This is a genomic window from Streptomyces triticirhizae (assembly GCF_003696235.1).
Lineage (GTDB): Bacteria > Actinomycetota > Actinomycetes > Streptomycetales > Streptomycetaceae > Streptomyces > Streptomyces triticirhizae.
Genome location: NZ_RFFJ01000033.1, coordinates 1 through 20,373, shown reverse-complemented (window position 1 = coordinate 20,373; position 20,373 = coordinate 1). Strand labels below are relative to the sequence as shown.

Here is a 20,373-nt window from a genome sequence, read left to right as displayed (position 1 = left end):
AGTGGGCGCCGTTAGCCTGCCAGGCGGCTGGTCGAAGGGCCGGCCGAGGGGCGAGCGTTGAGGAGATCCGGTGCGGGTGCTGGGAGTTGACCCGGGGCTGACCCGCTGCGGGGTCGGCGTCGTCGAGGGCACGGTGGGCCGTCCGCCCAGAATGCTCGGGGTCGGGGTCATCCGCACCCCGCCCGAGCTGGACGTGCCCGAGCGGCTGGTGCTGGTCGAGCGCGGCATGGAGGAGTGGCTCGACGCCCACCGGCCCGAGTCGGTCGCCGTGGAGCGGGTGTTCAGCCAGCACAACGTGCGCACGGTGATGGGCACCGCCCAGGCCAGCGCCGTCGCGATGCTCTGCGCCGCGCGGCGCGGGCTGCCCGTGGCGCTGCACACGCCCAGCGAGGTCAAGGCCGCCGTCACCGGCAGCGGGCAGGCGGACAAGGCGCAGGTCGGCGCCATGGTCACCCGGCTGCTGCGGCTGTCGGCCCCGCCCCGCCCGGCGGACGCCGCCGACGCGCTGGCCCTGGCCATCTGCCACATCTGGCGCTCCCCGGCCACACAGCGCCTCGCCGCCGCCAACTCGGCGGCCGGGGCCGCCAACTCCCGGCCCCGAGGCCGCCGTTCCCCCGCCGTTCCCCCGCCGAAGGGCAGCGCCACCGCATGATCTCGTTCGTCTCAGGGCCGGTCGCCGCCGTCGCCCCCGACCACGCGGTGGTCGAGGTCGGCGGCGTCGGCATGGCCGTCCAGTGCACCCCGGGCACCCTCGCCACGCTGCGGGTCGGCGAGCCGGCCAGGCTCGCCACCTCGCTGGTCGTCCGGGAGGACTCGCTCACCCTCTACGGCTTCGCCGACGACGACGAGCGCCAGGTCTTCGAACTCCTCCAGACCGCGAGCGGCGTGGGGCCCCGGCTCGCCCAGGCGATGCTCGCCGTGCACGCGCCGGACGCGCTGCGGCTGGCCGTGGCCACCGGCGACGAGAAGGCGCTGACGGCGGTGCCGGGCATCGGGAAGAAGGGCGCACAGAAGCTGCTGTTGGAGCTGAAGGACCGGCTGGGCGCCCCCGTCGGCGCCGTCACGCCCCCCCAGCGGGGCCGCCCGACGGCCGCCGCGCCGCCCGGCTGGAGCGAGCAACTGCACGACGCGCTCGTCGGGTTGGGGTACCAGCCGCGCGAGGCCGAACGGGCCGTCGAGGCCGTGCGGCCGCAGGCCGAGGCGACGTTGGCCGAGGGCGGCCAGCCGGCCGTCCCGGGGCTGCTGCGCGCGGCGCTCCAGTCGCTGAACCGCGCCCGCTGAGTCCGTTCCGGCGTCCCGCCGGAACGGACGGGGCCCGCAGCCCGGTGGCCGGCGCCGGCCACACCGACCGAACGAAGGGGACGAGGAAGGGGAGTGAGGAACGAACGCGTTGACCGGAGCGGTCGCCCGGCCGGTTGTCGGCGGGCGACGAGCCCCGCAGGCTCGCCGATCGAGCGTACCGGGGATCGGCGGGCCACCCGAACCGGCGGCGACACCGCCCGGGCCGGAGGCCAACTCCGTTGACCGGCACGGACACCCCACGCGCCGGCGGAGGCGACCGACCCGACCGAGAGGTTCGAGCCGACCGTTCCACCGGACCCCCGAAGCGACCGACCCGCCGGCCACACTGACCGAGCCGGAGGCCAACCCCGTTGGCCGGACGAGCACCCCGACCGACGACGTCGGGGGACCGACGGCCGCAGCCGACCAACCCCAGGAGGAGAACCCCGTGAGTCCGGACGACGACAGCGTGGCCGGTGGTGCCGATCGCCTGGTCGGCGCGGTGGCCGACGGCGACGACCTGGCCGTCGAGGCCGCCCTGCGGCCCAGGGACCTGGGGGAGTTCATCGGCCAGACCCGGGTCCGCGAGCAGCTCGACCTCGTGCTCAGGGCCGCGCGGGCCAGGGGCGGCACCGCCGACCACGTGCTGCTCTCCGGCTCGCCGGGGCTCGGCAAGACCACCCTCTCGATGATCATCGCGGCCGAGATGGCGGCGCCCATCCGCATCACCTCGGGCCCCGCGATCCAGCACGCCGGCGATCTGGCCGCGATCCTCTCCTCGTTGACGGAGGGCGAGGTGCTCTTCCTGGACGAGATCCACCGGATGTCGCGGCCGGCCGAGGAGATGCTCTACATGGCGATGGAGGACTTCCGGGTCGACGTCGTCGTCGGCAAGGGCCCGGGCGCCACCGCCATCCCGCTGGAGCTGCCCCCGTTCACCCTGGTCGGCGCCACCACCAGGGCCGGGTTGCTGCCGCCGCCGCTGCGCGACCGGTTCGGGTTCACCGGGCACATGGAGTTCTACGAGCCGGCCGAGCTGGAGCTGGTGGTGCACCGTTCCGCCGGGCTGCTGGACGTGGAGATCACGGCCGAGGGCGCCGCCGAGATCGCCTCGCGCTCCCGGGGCACGCCGCGCATCGCCAACCGCCTGCTGCGCCGGGTACGGGACTACGCGCAGGTCCGCGCCGACGGCCGGGTCACCCGGGAGATCGCGGCCCGTGCCCTGGAGGTCTACGAGGTGGACGCCAGGGGCCTCGACCGGCTGGACCGCGCGGTGCTGCGCGCCCTGTTGGAGCTGTTCGGCGGCGGCCCGGTCGGCCTGTCCACGCTCGCCGTCGCGGTGGGGGAGGAGCGGGAGACCGTGGAGGAGGTGGCCGAGCCGTTCCTGGTGCGGGAGGGGCTGCTGGCCCGCACCCCCAGGGGCCGCGTCGCCACCCCCGCCGCCTGGCGCCACCTGGGCCGCACCCCGCCCGAGCCGGCGGCCGGACAACCGGGACTGTTCGGGACGTGATGCCGCCTCGCGGCCGACGAATCACACCCCGTGGAACTTCGATAGCATCCAGGACGTTGTTCCCCCGGCGAAGCCTCGCTTAGACTCCGCCGATGCCATCCGCCCCCAGGACGGCACACCTGACCCCCGACATGCCGGCCGCGCCCAGCGGCCAAACAAAGGAAACTCCTCCGCCGTGGATATCGCGTTTCTCTTCCCGTTCATCCTGCTCATCGGCGTCATGTTCCTGATGACGCGTTCCGCGAAGAACCGCCAGCGACAGGCGCTGGAGATGCGCGAGTCCATGGAGCCAGGGTCAGGTGTCCGGACCATCGGCGGCATGTACGCCGAGGTCAAGGAGGTCCGCGAGGACACCGTGCTCCTGGAGGTGGCCCCCGGGGTGCACGCCATCTACGCGAAGAACGCGATCGGCGCCGTGCTGGACCCGGAGGAGTACGACCGGATCGTCAGCGGTGACCTGCCCGAGGACGAGGACTCCCTGGTGGTGCCCGACGACGCCTCCTCGCTGACCGCCGAGGAGGACGAGGGCCGGGTCGAGCTGGAGAAGTCCGACGACCAGGACGAGGTCGACGAGCCCGAGGACGCGGCCGCCAGGCGCCGGCGCGACCAGGGCGACGAGGACGAGGGCGGCTCCAAGGCGTGAAGGCGACGGCATCGGCCGTCCGTCAGTCATCCCGCTGAGCCTCGCCGCGAGCAGCGGGCGCGCGGGTCTTTGGACAGAGAGAAGACGACAAGGTGGCGACACCGAAGAAGGACCTGAGGTCCTCACGAAAGCGGGATTTGAAGTCCCGGGGCCAGGGCAGGCCGGGTCGGGCGCTGGCGTTGATCCTGCTGATCGTGATCGCGCTCACCGTGGGGATGTTCGCGTCGGGATACACCACACCCCGACTCGGCATCGACCTCGCCGGCGGCACCAGCATCACGCTGACGGCGCGCCCGGACGCGGACGACGCGGACGCCGTCAACCCGACGAACCTGAACACGGCGGTCTCGATCATCGAGCGCCGCGTCAACGGCCTGGGCGTGCAGGAGGCCGAGGTCCAGACGCAGGGCGACGAGAACATCATCGTCAACATCCCCAAGGGCACGGACGAGCAGGCGGCGCGCGAGCAGGTCGGCACCACCGCCGAGTTGGGCTTCCGCCCGGTGCTCTCCGCCGCCTCGGCGGCCCCGGCGCAGGAGCAGCCGCCGGCCGAGGAGGGTGGCGAGGAGCAGCCCGAGGACGGCGGCGAGGAGCAGCCGACCGAGGAGCCCACCGACGAGCCGACGGACGAGTCCACCGAGGGCGCCGAGGAGCAGCCCACGGACGAGCCGACCGACGACGGCGCGGCCGAGGACGGCGAGGCCACCGAGAACCAGGGCGCCCCGGCGCCCGGCGCTCGGGACGAGGGCGGCCTGTCGCCCGCCTCCTACCGCACCGACGAGGAGCCCACGGACGAGCCCACCGACCAGCCGGCGGAGGACTCGACCGAGGAGCCCACGGACGAGCCGGCCGAGGAGGGCGGGGAGGAGCCCGCCGAGGAGGGCGGCAACACGGGGGACCCGGCCGCCGACGCCGCCGCGCTCCAGGCCCGGTTGGACGAGCTGGACTGCACCACCGAGGAGGCCAGGCTCGCGGCCAGCCGCGCCGCCGCCGAGGCCAAGGACGACGAGACGGTCGTCTCCTGCGACACCGACGGCATCGCCAAGTACGCGCTCGGCCCGGTCGCCGTCCCCGGCACCGACGTCAGCGACGCCAACGCCATCTACGACACCCAGCGCGGCCAGGGCTGGATCGTGCAGATGCGGTTCAGCGACGCGGGCGCGGGCAAGTTCGCCGATGTCACCGAGCAGCTGTCCACCCAGGTCCAGCCGCAGAACCAGTTCGCCATCGTGCTCGACGGCGAGGTCGTCTCCGCCCCCAGCGTCTCCGAGCGCCTGGGCGGTGGCCGCGCCGAGATCTCCGGCAGCTTCAACCAGGAGTCCGCCGAGGAGCTGGCCAACATCCTCAAGTACGGCGCCCTGCCGCTGAGTTTCGAGGAGTCCTCCGTCTCGACCGTCTCCCCGACGCTGGGTGGCGACCAGCTGCGCGCCGGCCTCATCGCCGGCGGCATCGGCCTGGCGCTGGTCGTGCTCTACATGCTGGTCTACTACCGGGGCCTGTCCGCGATCGCCGTGGTGAGCCTGCTGGTCTCGGCCGCGATGACCTACTCGATCATGTCGCTGCTCGGCCCGGCCATCGGCTTCGCGCTCAACCTGCCGGCCGTCTGCGGCGCCATCGTCGCCATCGGCATCACGGCCGACTCGTTCATCGTCTACTTCGAACGCGTCAGAGACGAGATCCGCGAGGGGCGCTCGTTGCGTCCCGCCGTGGAGCGCGCCTGGCCGCGCGCCCGGCGCACGATCCTGGTCTCCGACTTCGTGTCGTTCCTGGCCGCCGCCGTGCTCTTCGTGGTGACGGTGGGCAAGGTGCAAGGCTTCGCCTTCACGCTGGGCCTCACCACGGCCCTGGACGTGGTGGTCGTCTTCCTGTTCACCAAGCCGCTGATGACGCTGATGGCCCGGCGGAAGTTCTTCTCCGGCGGCCACCCGTGGTCCGGCCTCGACCCCAAGAGGCTGGGCGCCAGGCCGCCGCTGCGGCGCACGGGCCGCCGTCCCGCCCCCGTCGTTCCGTCCGACCCGAAGGAGGCGTGAGATGTCACGGCTCGGCGACCTCGGCGCCCGGCTCTACCGGGGCGACGTCAGCCTCAACATCGTCGGCCAGCGCAGGATCTGGTACGTCGTCTCGATCCTGATCACCATCCTCGCCTTCGCGGCGCTGCTGGTGCGCGGCCTGCACATGGGCGTGGAGTTCGAGGGCGGCGCGGTGTTCACCACCCCGCCGACCCAGATCTCGGAGGACGAGGCCAGGGACGCCGTCCACGAGGTGTCCAACAGCGAGCCGCTGATCGTGACGCTGGGCGACGACACCATGCGCATCCAGATCGCCGGCCTGGACACCGACCAGTCCAACGAGACCAGGGAGGTGCTGGCCGAGCGGCTCGGCATCCCCACCGAGGACCTCAACGCCGAGGTGATCGGCCCCAGTTGGGGCAAGCAGATCGCCGACCGCGCCTGGCAGGGCCTCGCCATCTTCATGGTGCTGGTCGTGATCTACCTGGCGATCGCCTTCGAGTGGCGCATGGCGCTGGCCGCGCTGATCGCCCTGATCCACGACCTCACCATCACCGTGGGCGTCTACGCCCTGGTGGGCTTCGAGGTCACCCCGGGCACGGTGATCGGCCTGCTGACCATCCTCGGGTACTCGCTCTACGACACGGTGGTGGTCTTCGACGGCCTCAAGGAGACCACCCGCAACGTCACCCGACAGTCCCAGTTCACCTACTCCGAGCTGGCCAACCGCAGCCTCAACGGCACCCTGGTGCGATCCATCAACACCTCGGTGGTGGCGCTGCTTCCGGTCGCCGGCCTGCTCTTCATCGGCGGCGGCGTGCTGGGCGGCGGGATGCTCAACGACATCGCGCTGTCGCTGTTCGTCGGTCTGACCGCCGGTGCCTACTCCTCGATCATGATCGCCACCCCGCTGGTCGCCGACTTCAAGTCGCGTGACCGGGAGATCGCCGCCAACGACCGCCGGGTGCTCAACAAGCGCGCCAAGCGGGCGGAGTCCGGCGAGGAGCCGGAGCCGGCCGAGGACGCCCCCGCCTCCCGCGCGGCGGAGTCCGCGCCGGCCGAGGCGGCGGACGAGGGCGACGATCCGGAGGACGACGGTCGGGACGAGGCGGCCGGCGTCGGCGCCGGTGGCCAGCGCAGGGGGCCGCGCCGCCAGCCGGTCTCCCGTGGCCGTGGCCGGGGCCGCCCCTCGGGGAAGCGGCGGTGAGCGTGACCGAGGGCCTGTCCGACCTGCTGCTGAGCCGGGTGCGGGACGTTCCCGACCATCCCAAGCCGGGGATCGTCTTCAAGGACATCACCCCGCTGCTGGCCGACCCCGAGGCGTTTGGCGCGCTGACCGAGGCGCTCGCCGCGACGGCCAGGGAGCTGGGCGCCACCAAGGTCGTCGGGCTCGAAGCCAGGGGCTTCATCCTGGGCGCCCCGGTGGCGCTGGCGGCGGGCGTCGGTTTCGTCCCGGTCCGCAAGGTCGGCAAGCTGCCGGGCGCCACCCTCTCCCAGTCCTACGACCTGGAGTACGGCAGCGCCGAGATCGAGATCCACGCCGAGGACCTCGCCGCCGACGACCGGGTGCTGATCGTCGACGACGTGCTGGCCACCGGCGGCACCGCCGAGGCCGCCATCGGCCTGATCCGGCGGACGAAGGCGACGCTGGTGGGGTTGGCCGTGCTGATGGAGCTGGGTTTCCTGCCCGGCGGTGAGCGCGTCCGCCTCGCCCTCGGGGAGGTCCCCTACCAGGCGCTTGTCACCGTCTGACGGCACACGCACACGCACGGGGCGCCCGCCACCACGGCGGGCGCCCCCGCTTGTGTGCCGGTTGAACGGGAACGGTTTGCCCGGGCTCGTTACCATGGCAGTCCGATCGTTCCTCGGCCGGACTCTTCTCCGGGCCGGCGTGTCCGAAAACGCCCGGAGGACCCTTCTCCCCGCCGACGCCCGCCCAGGCGCCGACGAGGGGCCGCACAAGGAGTGCCCTTGCCCGACGACGCCCAGCCGCTCACCTCGACGCAGCGGAAGAACAGCAAGCCGGCCACCGCCCTCTGGCGGGACGGCGGCGCGGAGAACCGCGCCCAGTCCTCCGCCGCCCCGGGCACCACCCCGGCGGTCTCCGGCGTCTCCGGCCGCTCGGGCTCGTCCAACCGCGTCCGCGCCCGGCTGGCGCGGCTCGGCGTCCAGCGCTCCACCCCCTACAACCCGGTCCTCGAACCGCTCCTGCGGGTGGTGCGCGCCAACGACCCCAAGGCCGACACCGCCGCGCTGCGCACCATCGAGCGGGCCTTCCAGGTCGCCGAGCGCTGGCACCGGGGCCAGAAGCGCAAGAGCGGCGACCCGTACATCACCCACCCGTTGGCCGTCACCACCATCCTCGCCGAGCTGGGCATGGACGCGGCGACGCTGATGGCCGGGCTGCTGCACGACACCGTCGAGGACACCGAGTACGGCCTGGAGACCCTCCGCCGCGACTTCGGAGACCAGGTGGCGCTGCTGGTGGACGGCGTCACCAAGCTGGACAAGGTCAAGTTCGGCGAGGCCGCCCAGGCGGAGACGGTCCGCAAGATGGTGGTCGCCATGGCCAAGGACCCCAGGGTCCTGGTCATCAAGCTGGCCGACCGGCTCCACAACATGCGGACCATGCGCTTCCTCAAGCGCGAGAAGCAGGAGCAGAAGGCCCGCGAGACGCTGGAGATCTACGCGCCGCTGGCCCACCGGCTCGGGATGAACACCATCAAGTGGGAGCTGGAGGACCTGGCGTTCGCCATCCTCTACCCCAAGATGTACGACGAGATCGTGCGGCTGGTCGCCGAGCGCGCTCCCAAGCGCGACGAGTACCTGGCCACCGTGATCGACGAGGTGCAGTCCGACCTGCGCGGCGCCCGGATCAAGGCGACCGTCACCGGGCGGCCCAAGCACTACTACAGCGTCTACCAGAAGATGATCGTGCGCGGCCGGGACTTCGCCGAGATCTACGACCTGGTGGGCATTCGCGTCCTGGTGGACACCGTGCGCGACTGCTACGCGGCGCTGGGCACCGTCCACGCCCGGTGGAACCCGGTGCCGGGACGGTTCAAGGACTACATCGCGATGCCCAAGTTCAACATGTACCAGTCCCTGCACACCACGGTGATAGGGCCGGGCGGCAAGCCGGTCGAGTTGCAGATCCGCACCTTCGACATGCACCGCCGCGCGGAGTTCGGCATCGCCGCGCACTGGAAGTACAAGCAGCAGGCGGTCGCCGGCTCCTCCAAGGTCCGCACCGACAGCCCCAGGCGGTCCGGCGACAAGAGCGGCACGGTCAACGACATGGCCTGGCTGCGGCAGTTGCTCGACTGGCAGAAGGAGACGGAGGACCCGGGGGAGTTCCTGGAGTCGTTGCGTTTCGACCTCTCGCGCAACGAGGTCTTCGTCTTCACCCCGACCGGCGACGTGATCGCGCTGCCCGCCGGCGCCACCCCCGTCGACTTCGCCTACGCCGTCCACACCGAGGTCGGGCACCGCACCATAGGGGCCAAGGTCAACGGCCGCCTGGTGCCGCTGGAGTCCACCCTGGACAACGGCGACACCGTGGAGATCTTCACCTCCAAGGCCGACGGCGCCGGCCCCTCCCGCGACTGGCTGGGCTTCGTCAAGTCGCCCCGGGCGCGCAACAAGATCCGTGGCTGGTTCTCCAAGGAACGCAGGGACGAGGCCATCGAGCAGGGCAAGGACCTCATCGCCCGCGCGATGCGCAAGCAGAACCTGCCCATCCAGAGCGTGCTCACCGGCGACTCGCTGGTCACCCTCGCCCACGAGATGCGCTACCCGGACATCTCCTCGCTCTACGCGGCGATCGGCGAGGGCCATGTCTCGGCGCAGAGCGTGGTGCAGAAGCTGGTCCAGGCGATCGGCGGCGAGGAGGCCGCCAGCGAGGACCTCGCCGAGACCGCGCCGCCCGTTCCGTCCGGCGCCAAGCGCCGCTCGGCGTCCGACCCGGGCGTGGTCGTCAAGGGCGTGGACGACGTGTGGGTCAAGCTGGCCCGCTGCTGCACGCCCGTGCCGGGCGACCCCATCATCGGCTTCGTCACCCGGGGCAACGGGGTCTCGGTGCACCGCGCGGACTGCGTCAACGTCGACTCACTGTCCCGGGAGCCGGAGCGCATACTGGAGGTCGAGTGGGCGCCCACCCAGTCCTCGGTCTTCCTGGTCGCCATCCAGGTCGAGGCGTTGGACCGCTCGCGGCTGCTGTCGGACGTCACCCGCGTCCTCTCCGACCAGCACGTCAACATCCTGTCGGCGGCGGTGCAGACGTCGAGGGACCGGGTGGCGACTTCCCGGTTCACGTTCGAGATGGGCGACCCCAAGCACCTCGGCCATGTGCTCCGCGCGGTCCGGCGGGTCGAGGGCGTCTACGACGTCTATCGGGTCACGTCGCCGAGGCGGCCCTAGCGGACGCGGACGACGGCGGTGCTGGGTGGCCCGGGCGGGTGGTCGTCCGCAGGCCGGTGGCCGGTCGCTCGCGCGGTTCCCCGCGCCCCTTGGGGCCGGTGGGCGCCTGGGGCGCGGGGAACAGTGACGGTCCTAGCGGGTCAACCCCCGAACTCCTGGAGTCCCTTCAGCGCCTGGTCCAACAGGGCCTGGCGCCCCGCCAGTTCCTGCTCCAGCTTCTCCGCCTTCGCCGTGTTACCAGCCGCCCGCGCCTTCTCCGCCTGCTCCCGCAGCCGGTCAACGGCGTCCTGCAACTGGCCGGTCAGCCCGGCCGCCCTGGCCCTGGCCTCCGGGTTGGTGCGCCGCCACTCGGCCTCCTCGGCCTCCCGCACCGCCCGCTCAACGGCCGCCATCCGCCCCTCGATCCCGGCCCTGGCGTCCCTGGGCACATGCCCGATCGCCTCCCACCGCTCCCCGATGGAACGCAGCGCGGCGCGGGCCGACCTGAGGTCGGTGATCGGCAGCAGCTTCTCCGCCTCGGCGGCCAACTCCTCCTTGCGGGCCAGGTTCTCCCGCTGCTCGGAGTCACGCTCGGCGAAGACCGCGCTCCTGGCCTGGAAGAAGACGTCCTGCGCGGCGCGGAACCTGGCCCACAGGTCCTCCTCGGCGTCCCGGTGCGCCCGCCCCGCCGCCTTCCAGTCGCGCATCAGCTCCCGGTAACGGGTCGCCGTGGGGCCCCAGTCCGTGGAGTTCGAGAGCGCCTCCGCCTCGGCGATCAGCTTCTCCTTGCGCCGCCTGGTCTCCTCACGCTGGGCGTCCAGCGCGGCGAAGTGCGACTTGCGCCGCTTGGAGAACGCGGAACGGGCGTGGGAGAAGCGGTGCCACAGCTCGTCGTCGGTCTTGCGGTCCAGCCGGGGCAGGCCCTTCCAGGTGTCGACCAGCGCGCGCAGCCGCTCGCCGGCCGACCGCCACTGGTCGCTGCCCGCCAACTCCTCGGCCTCGGCGACCAGCGCCTCCTTGGCCGCCCGCGCCTCCTCCGTCTGCCGCGCCCTGGCAGCCTTCCGCTCCTCGCGACGCGCCTCAACCGTGGCCACCAGCGCGTCCAACCGCGCGGACAACGCGGCCAGATCGCCCACCGCGTGGCCCTCGTCCACCTGCGCCCGCAGATGGTCGATGGCGGCCGTGGCGTCCTTCGTCGACAGGTCGGTGGTCCGCACGCGCCGTTCCAGCAGCCCGATCTCGACCACCAGGCCCTCGTACTTGCGCTCGAAGTAGGCGAGCGCCTCGTCGGGGGAGCCCGCCTGCCAGGAGCCGACGACCCTCTCTCCGTCGGGCGTCCGCACATAGACGGTCCCCGACTCATCAACACGGCCCCACGGCTCGCCGCTCACAGCGCCTCCTCGTTTGATGCGCGACGGGGTCAACACCCCCGGCATCGTCCACAGTTCTCCACCGGCCCAGACCCGGGCTGCCGGGCCCGCACCGAAGCGCCAGGCCCAGCACAGGCCCAAACATAGGCGACAGCCCGCCCGGCTGTCCGCACCTTGCCCGGCGGAAATTGCCGCTGGCCTGCCCCGGAGGTCAGGCCGCCGGCTCCACCGTGGCCTCGTTGATCACCACCGTGGCGTTGGGCGCGGTGTTCCCGCTGGTCGGGTCCGGCGGCGCCGAGCCGGCCCCCGCGATGGTCTCCAACACGTCGAGGCCGCCCGTGACCTGCCCGAACGGCGTGTAGCTCGCGGGCAGTTGGCTGTCCTCGTAGACGAGGAAGAACTGGCTGCCGCCGGTGTCGGGGCCGCTGTTGGCCATGGCCACCGTGCCCGTCGGGTAGACGCCGTCGGCGACCGCCGGGTCGTCCAGGTTCTCGTCGGGCAGCTCATAGCCGGGCCCGCCCTGACCGGTGCCGGTCGGGTCGCCGCACTGCAACACGAAGATGCCCTCGGTGGTCAACCGGTGGCAGGGAGTGTGGTCGAAGTAGTCCTCCCCGGCCAGAAACGCAAAGGAGTTGACCGTGCGCGGGGCCGCCTCGGGGTCCAGCGTCAGCTCGATGTCGCCGCAGGTGGTGGCCAGCGTCATCACCTGCGGGGTGCCGGTGTCCACCGTCAACTCCGGCTCCTCGTCCCACTGGTCGCCCGTCGGCTCGCCCTCCTCGGGGGTGTCGCAGGGGTCCTCGACCGGCTCATCGGTGGGCGTCTCGTCCGTGGGGGATTCGCTCGGCGAGGCCGCCGCGTCCGACGGGGAGTCGTCGTCGTTCAGCCACATCGCCCAGGCCGTGCCGCCGCCGGCCACCACCAGCACCGCCACGACCGCGAGCAGCACCCGGACCCTGCGCCCCCGTCGGGCCCGCTCCGCCCGCCGCCTGGCCTGGCGTTCGTACTTGGCCCGCGCGAGTTCCCTGCGCCGTCGCTCCTTGCTGGACACCGCGCTCTCCTTTGCTCCAACGGACACTTCCACCGGACACGTCAAACGTGCGGACGTGGCGTCACCGTATACGGGTTCCGCCGCCGCGCACCGTCACCGGTAGGCTTCGAACCGCCCGCCCGACGATCGACGAGAGGGCCGACGTTGCTCATCGCAGGCTTCCCCTCCGGCGCCTGGGGGACCAACTGCTATCTGGTCGCCCCCGCCGCCGGCGAGGAGTGCGTGATCATCGACCCGGGGCACCGTGCGGCCCCCGGGGTCGAGGAGACCATCGCCCGCCACCGGCTCAAGCCCACCGCCGTCATTCTGACCCATGGGCACATCGATCATGTCGCCTCGGTCATCCCTGTCTGCGGCGCCCACGACGTGCCGGCCTGGATTCATCCCGAGGACCGCTACATGCTCGCCGACCCCGAGACGGCGCTCGGCGCCACCATCGGACAGCCGCTGCTGGGCGAGTTGACCGTCGGCGAGCCCGACGACCTGCGGGAGTTGACCGACGGCGGCACGCTGTCGCTCGCCGGCCTGGAGTTCACCGTGGCGCACGCGCCGGGGCACACCCGGGGCTCGGTGACCTTCTCGACGCCCGAACGGGCCGACGTTCCCCCGGTGTTGTTCTCCGGCGACCTGCTCTTCGCCGGCTCCATCGGCCGCACCGACCTGCCCGGCGGCGACGCGCGGGAGATCCTGCGCTCGCTGGCCAGGGTCTGTCTGCCGCTGGACGACGCCACGGTGGTGCTCTCCGGGCACGGGCCCCAGACCACCATCGGCAGGGAACGCGTCGACAACCCGTTCCTGCGCGAACTCGCGTCCGGGCGCGGCCCGGACGAGGAGGCGACGCCCCGCCGGGGGCTGTGAACGCCGGGGGCTGTGAACGCCGGGCCCCTCGGCGGCGGGTCAACGTCGGGGCGGTGGGGGAGGGTCCCTCGAGCGGATGGTCGTCACGGAGCGTCTTTTGGTGCTTAACGGGGCGTATCGGTCGGGAACGCGCCCGAGCCGCCCGCGACTTTGACGGCGGCCTTACACCGGGGCCGGTTCACTGGTACAGAATGGTGGACCCCTGACCGGGGCGGCCCGGCGGCCTCGGTGGGGTCTCCCGGTGGCGCGGACGACGGAGCGGATGGGCGAGATGGCAGCAGACGCGGCGGTGGACGAGGTGCGCGCGGACGACGATCCGGTGCGGAGCGAGCGCGACGGTGCGGTCGGCGCGGGGCGCGCGTTCGCCCTGACGCTGGTGATCACCGGCTTCGCCGGCCTGTTGGCGGCCTGGGTCATCACGCTGGACAAGTTCCACCTGCTGGAGGACCCGGACTTCACGCCGGCGTGCAGCCTCAACCCGGTGATCTCCTGCGGCTCGATCATGGAGAGCGACCAGGCGGAGGCGTTCGGCTTTCCCAACCCCATGCTGGGGATGGTCACCTACGGCATGGTGATCGCCATCGGGATGGGCCTGCTGGCCGGCGCCAGGTACCGGCGCTGGTTCTGGCTCGGCCTCCAGGCCGGCACCCTCTTCGGCGTCGCGTTCTGCACCTGGCTCCAGTACCAGTCGCTCTACGAGATCAACGCGCTGTGCCTGTGGTGCTCGCTGGCCTGGGTCGCCACCATCGTCATGTTCTGGTACACGACGCTGCACAACGTGCGCAACGGCTTCCTCCCGGCCCCGCGCGGCGTGCGGAACGCGCTGGAGGAGTTCCACTGGTTGTTCCCCGCCGTGCACATCGCGGTGATCGGGATGCTGATCCTCACGCGCTGGTGGGACTTCTGGACCAGCTGAGCCGAGCCCTGGCCGGGCCGGCTTTCGGGGAGCGCGCCCGCCCCTGGCGGTTCTGGCGGAACGGTGGTTCGTCGTGCGCACGCGGGCGGGCTCGACGTTCCGGTGAGGGGGCGGTGCCCTGCCCGGCCCCCCGAGCCCCAACCCGGGCTTTGGGGCCCACTGTCAGTGGGGTGGCTTAGGGTCGGGAGGCGTGGAGCATGATCTGTTCACCGCCGCCGCCGAGGACCGGGCGGAGAAGGACCCGGCGGCCCGCCCGTTGGCCGTGCGGATGCGGCCGCGCAGCCTGGACGAGGTGCTGGGGCAGCGCCATCTGCTGAAGCCGGGCTCGCCGTTGCGGCGCCTGGTCGGTGAGGGCGGGGGCGGCCCGGCCGGCCCGTCGTCGGTGATCCTGTGGGGCCCGCCGGGCACGGGGAAGACGACCCTGGCCCATGTGGTCAGCCAGGCCACGGACCGGCGCTTCGTCGAGCTGTCCGCGATCACCGCCGGGGTCAAGGAGGTTCGGGCCGTCATCGACGGCGCCCGGCGTTCCTCGGGCGGCTTCGGCAAGGAGACGGTGCTCTTCCTGGACGAGATCCACCGGTTCAGCAAGGCCCAGCAGGACTCGCTGCTGCCCGCCGTGGAGAACCGCTGGGTCACCCTGATCGCCGCCACCACGGAGAACCCGTACTTCTCCGTGATCTCCCCTCTGATGTCCCGCTCGTTGCTGCTCACCCTGGAGCCGCTGACCGAGGACGACCTGCGCGGTCTGCTGCGTCGCGCGGTCGCCGACGAGCGTGGGCTCGGCGGCGCCGTGGCGCTTCCGGAGGAGACGGAGGCGCACCTGCTGCGGATCGCCGGCGGGGACGCGCGGCGGGCGCTGACCGCGCTGGAGGCGGGCGCCGGCGCGGCGTTGGCCGAGGGGCTGGCGGAGATCACGCTGCCCACCCTGGAGGCGGCCGTCGACCGGGCGGCCGTCGCCTACGACCGGGACGGGGACCAGCACTACGACGTGGCCAGCGCGTTGATCAAGTCGATCAGGGGCTCGGACGTGGACGCCGCGCTGCACTATCTGGCGCGGATGGTCGAGGCGGGGGAGGACCCGAGGTTCATCGCCCGCCGGCTGATGATCTCCGCCAGCGAGGACATCGGGATGGCCGACCCCACGGCGCTGACCACGGCGGTGGCGGCCGCGCAGGCGGTGGCGTTGATCGGCTTCCCGGAGGCGGCGATCACGTTGAGCCAGGCCACCATCGCGCTGGCGCTGGCGCCCAAGTCGAACGCGGCCGTGGTCGCCATCGGCGCCGCGCAGGCGGATGTGCGGGCCGGGTTGGCCGGTCCGGTGCCCCCGCATCTGCGGGACAGCCACTACAAGGGCGCGAAGAAGCTGGGCCACGGCGCCGAGTACCAGTACCCGCACGACCTGCCCGGCGGCATCGCCGCCCAGCAGTACGCGCCGGACGCGGTGGACGGCAAGCGCTACTACCAGCCGACCCGGCACGGCGCGGAGGCCCGTTACGCGGAGGTGTTGGAGCGGGTCCGCGAGCGGCTGGCCGACCGGCCGCCCCGCCGGGACTGATCGGGCCCCGGGGTCCCGGCGGCCGGGCCCGCCGGGCCGGGCCCGCCGGTCAGCGGTCGGCCACCGGCGGCTCCTCGGCCGCCGACTCGAAGAGCCAGCGCATGGCCCGGCGCAGCTGCCCGATGTCGCCCACGGGCTCGGGGAAGTCGAAGCGCGCGTCGAAGCAGGAGTTCTCGGTGCGGCAGCGCAGCCGCAGCCCGAAGCGGTCCAGGCTCAGCGGGGCGATGGTCACCGGTCGCTGGCAGCCGCCGGGCGCCCGGTCCAACAGCCGGCAGAGCGAGCCGAGTTGGTCCTGGTGGCTGGCGGCCAGGTGCTGGAGCAGCTCGGCCTCGTGGCGCGCCATCGGGTCGGCGCTGGCCTCGGTGAACTCGTCGGGCTCGACATGCGCCTCGCCCCACAGGTCGTCGGTGTACGCCTCGCCCACCTCCAGGCGCAGCAGCGTCCAGCCGGGCCCCGGCACCGGCCCGGCCGGGTGGGCCTTGGCCAGCAGCCGGCGGCAGGCGCCGCTCTCCTCGGCCGGCACCGAGGTCAGCCAGCCGGCTACCCAGGCCCTTCCCCTGATCCTCTGGGGCACCGAAACGGGCGCGACATCTGTGATTTCCATCACGGCGGTCACCTCGTCGTGCTGGGCGTGAACCGCCGTACGCCCAGCCAGCGAGTCCGTCGGCACCAGCAGAAGGACATCCCCGCGTGGGGTGACCGCCCGAGCCTCCGGCACACTGGGGACGGGGTTGTCGAACGTGTCCCGCTCGCCACCAGGAATGGTGAGCGTGGCCGACGCGTTCGACTCCACCAGGGTGCGCACCCGCTCGGCGGCCGTCGGCTGTTGGGCTTCCTCCGTGGGACGCGGCTGGCCCGCCTCCCGGCTCCGGTTCCCGGTGTCGGGCAGGGGGCTCCCAGGTCGAATCATGCGCGCTCCTCAGCTAAGGTAAGGCTCGCCTAACTTACTACGGAGGTCCGTTCAACGTGAACCAGTCGCGTCCCAAGGTCAAGAAGTCGCGCGCACTCGGCATCGCGCTCACCCCGAAGGCGGTCAAGTACTTCGAGAAGCGCCCCTACCCGCCGGGTGAGCACGGCCGTGGCCGCAAGCAGACCAGCGACTATAAGGTCCGGCTGCTGGAGAAGCAGCGGCTGCGCGCCCAGTACGACATCAGCGAGCGCCAGATGGTGCGGGCCTACGACCGCGCCCGCAAGGTGACCGGCAAGGCCGGCGAGGCGCTGATCGTCGAGCTGGAGCGCCGCCTTGACGCGCTGGTCCTCCGTTCCGGCCTCGCCCGCACGATCTACCAGGCCCGCCAGATGGTCGTGCACGGCCACATCGCCGTCAACGGCCGCAAGGTCGACAAGCCCTCCTTCCGGGTGAGCCCCGACGACGTGGTCAGCGTCCGCGAGCGCAGCCGCGACAAGTACCCGTTCCAGGTGGCCCGCGAGGGCGGCTACGCCGGCGACGGCGAGACCCCCCGCTACCTGGAGGTCAACCTGCCGGCCCTGGCGTTCCGCCTGGACCGCAACCCCAACCGCAGCGAGGTCCCGGTCATCTGCGACGAGCAGCTCGTCGTCGAGTACTACGCCCGCTGACGCGCCCCGCTCACTCCGGGGCGGCCCGCCGCCGCGCCGGAGGCAGCGGCGGCGGGCCGGCCAACGCCGGGTGCGGGGCGGTCGACCCCCGACCCCGCACCCGCAGCGCCCTGGCCACGGCGGCGTCGGTGTCCAGCCGTTCGCCCTCCCGCAGGCACTCGCGGAAGCGCGCCTTGCCCAGCCGCTCCACGACCTGCTGCGCGCTGCGCGCGTGCGGGTCGTTGAAGTACTCCGAGCCGAACAGCGGCATCCCCACCGAGCGCCACAGCCGGGCCGCCGCACCCTGGAGCACGGCCGCCTCGGCCGCGTCGCCCTCGCTCGCGGTGATCCCCGCCAGCAGCTCCAAAGCGAAGACCGTGCCCACCAGATCGCGGAACGCGTAGTTGACCGGAAGCGACTCCTCCAGGATCTTCCGCGCCGCCGCCGTGTCCCCCCGGCTCCACGCCGCGAACCCGAGCACGTGCAGGGCGTAGGAGCGGGCCCACTGCTCGCCGTGCTCCTCGCACACCTCCCGCACCTCCTCGCAGAGCGCGGCCGCACCCGCGATGTTCCCCTGGAACACCAGCGCCATCGCCAACTCCACGCGCCCCATCAGCACGTTGCTGTTGAGTTCGCCGATCTCCTCGTACCGGTCCATCGCCGCCCGCAGCAGCGACTCGGCCTCGGCCGCCTCGTCGTTGATCAAGGCCAGCGCGCCGCTGTGGTGCAGCGAGTAGGCCACGGCGCGGGCGTTGCCGGTGCGTTCGGCCGCCTCCCGGCACTCGTGCAGCGCGGTCAGCGCCGCCACCGTGTCGCCCTGGAGCACCGCCACATAGCCCACCGCCCACAGCGCCCGCAGCCGGGTGTCCTCGTGGTCGGTCTCCAGCGCCAACGCCCGGTCCAGCCAGTGCCGGCCCTCGGCCAGCCGCCCGCACGCCACCCAGCAGAACCAGAGCGTCGCCGCCAGATAGAGGCCGAACCTGGCGTCCTCGTCCTCCTCCAGGGCGAACTCGAACGCGGCCCGCAGATTGGGCAGTTCGTCGTGGACGCGCCGCGCCACCTCCGACTGACGCGGGCTGAACCACTCCAGCTCGCACCAGGTGACCAGGCCGGTGCACCAGTCCCGGTGGCGCCGCCGCAGCCGGTCGGTGTCGCCGGTGGCGGCCAGCCAGTCGGCGCCGTAGGCGCGCACGGTGTCGAGTATCCGGTAGCGCACGCCCGACGGCGCCTCCTCCCGGCTCACCACCGACTGCGCGACCAGCTCCGTCAGCACGTCCAGCACCTCGTCGGCCGGCAGGTCGGGGCCCGAGCAGACATACTCGGCCGCCTCCAGGTCGAAGTGGCCGGCGAAGACCGACAGCCGGGCCCACAGCAGCCGTTGCTGCGGGGTGCACAGCTCGTGGCTCCACCCCATCGCGGTGCGCAGCGTCTGGTGCTGCGGCGGTGCGCCGGCCCCGCCGCCGACCAGCAACCGGAAGCGGTCGTCGAGCCGTTGCAGCGTCTGCTCCAGCGAGAGGGTGCGCAGCCGGCCGGCGGCCAGTTCGAGGGCCAACGGGATGCCGTCGAGCCGATGGCACAGCTCCGCGACCACCCGTCGGTTCTCCGGGGTGATGGTGAACCCGGGCAGCACGGCGGCGGCCCGGTCGGCGAAGAGCCAGGCGGCCTCGCCCAGCGGAACCCGCGTCGGCTCGTGGCTGGCCGGGCCGGGCGCGGTCATCGGCGCCAGCGGATAGAGCCGCTCGCCGACGATGCCCAGCGGCCGCCGCCCGGTCGCCAGCACGCGCAGCCCCGGCACCCGCCGCAGCAGCTCGTGTGCCAGCGTCGCGGTGGGCTCCACCAGGTGCTCGACCCCGTCCAGCACCAGCAACATCCGCCGCCCGGCGAGCTGTTCGAGCAGCACCGTCAGCGGCGGCCGGCCCGACTGGTCGGTGACGCCCAGCGCCTCCACCACGGCGTGCTCCAGCAACTCCGGGTCCCGCAGGCCCGCCAGCTCCACCAGCCACACCCCATCGCAGAAGCGTTCCTGCAAGAGGCGCGCCGCCTGAAGCGCACACCGTGACTTCCCCACGCCCCCGACCCCGGTGACGGTGACCAGCCGCTCCTCCGTCAACGCCGAAGTCAGCGCGCTGACTTCGGCGCTGCGCCCGATGAACCTCGTCAGCTCCGTGGGCAGGTTGCCGGGGCGACACCCGCCCGGTCCGGTCCCCCGCGCCGTCTCCCGAGCCGGAGGCTCGGACCCCTGAAAGCCTCGCATAAGACACGCAGGGTACGCGTAGGTAAGCAGAACGTACAATTGTCGCCGGTCCCCCTTGGCAGACGCGGGCTTATGCGGTACGAGCCCGCGCGGGGAGCGCGATAGGGTCGGGACCTGCCGTCCAGCGGGGCGGACGGCGGCGCGGGGAGAGTCGTCGCGGCCGGTTCCGGCCGGGCGGCCGTCGACCGCGAGGCGGCGAAAATACCCGTCCGAGGGAAACATCCCAGGGAACCTCCAAAGGAAGCGGTGCGTTCGTGTCCGGTGGCGAAGTGGCCGGCCTGCTGGTGGCCGTCTTCTGGGCGATCCTGGTCTCCTTTCTCGCCGTGGCGCTGTACCGGCTGGCGCGCACGCTCCAGGCGGCCACCGAGCTGGTCGGCTCGCTGACCGAGCGCGTCGTGCCCCTGCTCGGCGAGGCGTCAGCCACGGTGCGCAGCGCCCAGTCCCAGCTGGAGCGGGTGGACGACATCACCGCCGACGTGGCCGATGTCGCCGCCAACGCCTCGGCGTTGTCCACCACCGTGGCCACCACCTTCGGCGGGCCGCTGGTGAAGGTCGCCGCGTTCGGCTACGGCGTGCGCCGCGCGCTCGGCCGCCGGGGAGCGGCCGAACCGCCGTCGCCCCGCGTTGTGCCCGCGCCCCGCCGCCGTCGCAGGGGAAGGAACGACCGATGATCCGCCGCGCGCTGTGGTTCACCACCGGCGCCGTCGCCGGCGTCTGGGCCACCACCAAGGTCCAGCGGAAGCTGCGCGCCCTCGCCCCCGACAGCCTCGCGCTGCGCGCCGCCGACCGGGCCGTCACCACCGGCCACCGGCTGCGCGCCTTCGCCGGCGAGGTGCGTTCGGGCATGGCCGAGCGCGAGGACCAACTCAACGATGCGCTCGGCCTGTCCGCGCCCCCGACAGGACCGCACGCGCCCCCGGCGGCGCCCCCGACCGTGCTGCCGGCGCCGCCGCGCGCCGCCCTCGGCCGCCCCC

General features: G+C 72.9%; 18 protein-coding genes. 14 read left to right on the top strand and 4 right to left on the bottom strand.

Features of this window, described 5'->3' with window-relative positions:
* The first annotated feature begins 70 nt into the window (after window positions 1-70).
* The 8 genes from ruvC to EBN88_RS08875 all read left to right on the top strand — a co-directional run bounded on the left by ruvC (window position 71) and on the right by EBN88_RS08875 (window position 9,862).
* Window positions 71-652 carry a crossover junction endodeoxyribonuclease RuvC gene (gene ruvC / locus EBN88_RS08910; RefSeq protein WP_122183263.1) on the top strand — a complete coding sequence of 194 codons (582 nt, stop codon included), beginning with the start codon at window positions 71-73 and terminating at the stop codon, window positions 650-652.
* Window positions 649-1,281 (top strand): Holliday junction branch migration protein RuvA, encoded by a 633-nt coding sequence (gene ruvA, locus EBN88_RS08905; protein ID WP_122183262.1) that lies wholly within the window; start codon window positions 649-651, stop codon window positions 1,279-1,281. The genes ruvC and ruvA overlap by 4 nt, the downstream gene beginning before the upstream one ends.
* 448 nt (window positions 1,282-1,729) lie before the next feature.
* Window positions 1,730-2,791 (top strand): Holliday junction branch migration DNA helicase RuvB, encoded by a 1,062-nt coding sequence (ruvB, locus tag EBN88_RS08900; RefSeq protein WP_122183261.1) that lies wholly within the window; start codon window positions 1,730-1,732, stop codon window positions 2,789-2,791.
* Window positions 2,792-2,966: 175 nt separating this feature from the next.
* The gene (gene yajC / locus EBN88_RS08895) at window positions 2,967-3,434 is read left to right on the top strand and encodes a preprotein translocase subunit YajC (RefSeq protein WP_122183260.1); all 468 of its coding nucleotides are present in this window, start codon (window positions 2,967-2,969) and stop codon (window positions 3,432-3,434) included.
* A 92-nt stretch (window positions 3,435-3,526) separates the two neighbouring features.
* Window positions 3,527-5,464: a protein translocase subunit SecD gene (secD, locus tag EBN88_RS08890; RefSeq protein WP_233580549.1), complete on the top strand. Its 1,938-nt coding sequence runs from the start codon at window positions 3,527-3,529 to the stop codon at window positions 5,462-5,464.
* 1 nt (window position 5,465) lies between these two features.
* On the top strand, window positions 5,466-6,650 hold the full coding sequence (secF, locus tag EBN88_RS08885) for a protein translocase subunit SecF (protein ID WP_122183259.1): 1,185 nt from the start codon (window positions 5,466-5,468) through the stop codon (window positions 6,648-6,650).
* Between the two features lie 2 nt (window positions 6,651-6,652).
* A complete protein-coding gene (locus tag EBN88_RS08880) occupies window positions 6,653-7,195 on the top strand; it encodes an adenine phosphoribosyltransferase (protein WP_407703388.1) in 543 nt (180 codons plus the stop codon).
* 219 nt (window positions 7,196-7,414) lie between these two features.
* Entirely contained in the window at window positions 7,415-9,862 is a 2,448-nt protein-coding gene (locus EBN88_RS08875; protein ID WP_122183257.1) for a RelA/SpoT family protein, read from the top strand.
* Between the two features lie 140 nt (window positions 9,863-10,002).
* Here the strand turns inward: EBN88_RS08875 and EBN88_RS08870 are convergent, their stop codons facing one another.
* Both EBN88_RS08870 and EBN88_RS08865 read right to left on the bottom strand, forming a co-directional pair.
* The gene (locus EBN88_RS08870) at window positions 10,003-11,232 is read right to left on the bottom strand and encodes a DUF349 domain-containing protein (RefSeq protein WP_122183256.1); all 1,230 of its coding nucleotides are present in this window, start codon (window positions 11,230-11,232) and stop codon (window positions 10,003-10,005) included.
* 190 nt (window positions 11,233-11,422) lie between these two features.
* A complete protein-coding gene (locus tag EBN88_RS08865; RefSeq protein ID WP_122183255.1) occupies window positions 11,423-12,259 on the bottom strand; it encodes a peptidylprolyl isomerase in 837 nt (278 codons plus the stop codon).
* Window positions 12,260-12,403: 144 nt separating this feature from the next.
* Here EBN88_RS08865 and EBN88_RS08860 point away from each other — a divergent pair, with 144 nt between their 5' ends.
* The 3 genes from EBN88_RS08860 to EBN88_RS08850 all read left to right on the top strand — a co-directional run bounded on the left by EBN88_RS08860 (window position 12,404) and on the right by EBN88_RS08850 (window position 15,588).
* Window positions 12,404-13,117 (top strand): MBL fold metallo-hydrolase, encoded by a 714-nt coding sequence (locus EBN88_RS08860; RefSeq protein WP_122183254.1) that lies wholly within the window; start codon window positions 12,404-12,406, stop codon window positions 13,115-13,117.
* Between the two features lie 271 nt (window positions 13,118-13,388).
* Window positions 13,389-14,033 carry a vitamin K epoxide reductase family protein gene (locus tag EBN88_RS08855; protein WP_122183280.1) on the top strand — a complete coding sequence of 215 codons (645 nt, stop codon included), beginning with the start codon at window positions 13,389-13,391 and terminating at the stop codon, window positions 14,031-14,033.
* 190 nt (window positions 14,034-14,223) lie between these two features.
* Window positions 14,224-15,588, top strand: a complete 1,365-nt coding sequence (locus tag EBN88_RS08850) for a replication-associated recombination protein A (RefSeq protein ID WP_122183253.1) — start codon at window positions 14,224-14,226, stop codon at window positions 15,586-15,588.
* A gap of 49 nt (window positions 15,589-15,637) precedes the next feature.
* Here the strand turns inward: EBN88_RS08850 and EBN88_RS08845 are convergent, their stop codons facing one another.
* Window positions 15,638-16,498, bottom strand: a complete 861-nt coding sequence (locus tag EBN88_RS08845) for a DUF2470 domain-containing protein (protein ID WP_233580548.1) — start codon at window positions 16,496-16,498, stop codon at window positions 15,638-15,640.
* A gap of 56 nt (window positions 16,499-16,554) precedes the next feature.
* Here EBN88_RS08845 and rpsD point away from each other — a divergent pair, with 56 nt between their 5' ends.
* The gene (gene rpsD, locus EBN88_RS08840; RefSeq protein ID WP_122183251.1) at window positions 16,555-17,166 is read left to right on the top strand and encodes a 30S ribosomal protein S4; all 612 of its coding nucleotides are present in this window, start codon (window positions 16,555-16,557) and stop codon (window positions 17,164-17,166) included.
* Window positions 17,167-17,176: 10 nt separating this feature from the next.
* Here rpsD and EBN88_RS08835 read toward each other — a convergent pair whose 3' ends face one another.
* Complete coding sequence (locus EBN88_RS08835; RefSeq protein ID WP_122183250.1) at window positions 17,177-19,399, bottom strand: ATP-binding protein; 2,223 nt, start codon at window positions 19,397-19,399, stop codon at window positions 17,177-17,179.
* Between the two features lie 254 nt (window positions 19,400-19,653).
* Here EBN88_RS08835 and EBN88_RS08830 point away from each other — a divergent pair, with 254 nt between their 5' ends.
* Both EBN88_RS08830 and EBN88_RS08825 read left to right on the top strand, forming a co-directional pair.
* On the top strand, window positions 19,654-20,070 hold the full coding sequence (locus EBN88_RS08830; RefSeq protein WP_122183249.1) for a DUF948 domain-containing protein: 417 nt from the start codon (window positions 19,654-19,656) through the stop codon (window positions 20,068-20,070).
* Window positions 20,067-20,373 (top strand): DUF6167 family protein (locus EBN88_RS08825; RefSeq protein ID WP_233580547.1); only part of this gene is annotated, 307 nt, incomplete at its 3' end. The genes EBN88_RS08830 and EBN88_RS08825, both read left to right, overlap by 4 nt.

Bases quoted from the DNA above. Each gene is read 5' to 3' on its own strand.
- ruvA (WP_122183262.1), top strand. From the start codon at position 649: ATGATCTCGTTCGTCTCAGGGCCGGTCGCCGCCGTCGCCCCCGACCAC.
- secF (WP_122183259.1), top strand. From the start codon at position 5,466: ATGTCACGGCTCGGCGACCTCGGCGCCCGGCTCTACCGGGGCGACGTC.
- EBN88_RS08855 (WP_122183280.1), top strand. From the start codon at position 13,389: ATGGCAGCAGACGCGGCGGTGGACGAGGTGCGCGCGGACGACGATCCG.
- EBN88_RS08845 (WP_233580548.1), bottom strand. From the start codon at position 16,498: ATGATTCGACCTGGGAGCCCCCTGCCCGACACCGGGAACCGGAGCCGG.
- EBN88_RS08835 (WP_122183250.1), bottom strand. From the start codon at position 19,399: ATGCGAGGCTTTCAGGGGTCCGAGCCTCCGGCTCGGGAGACGGCGCGG.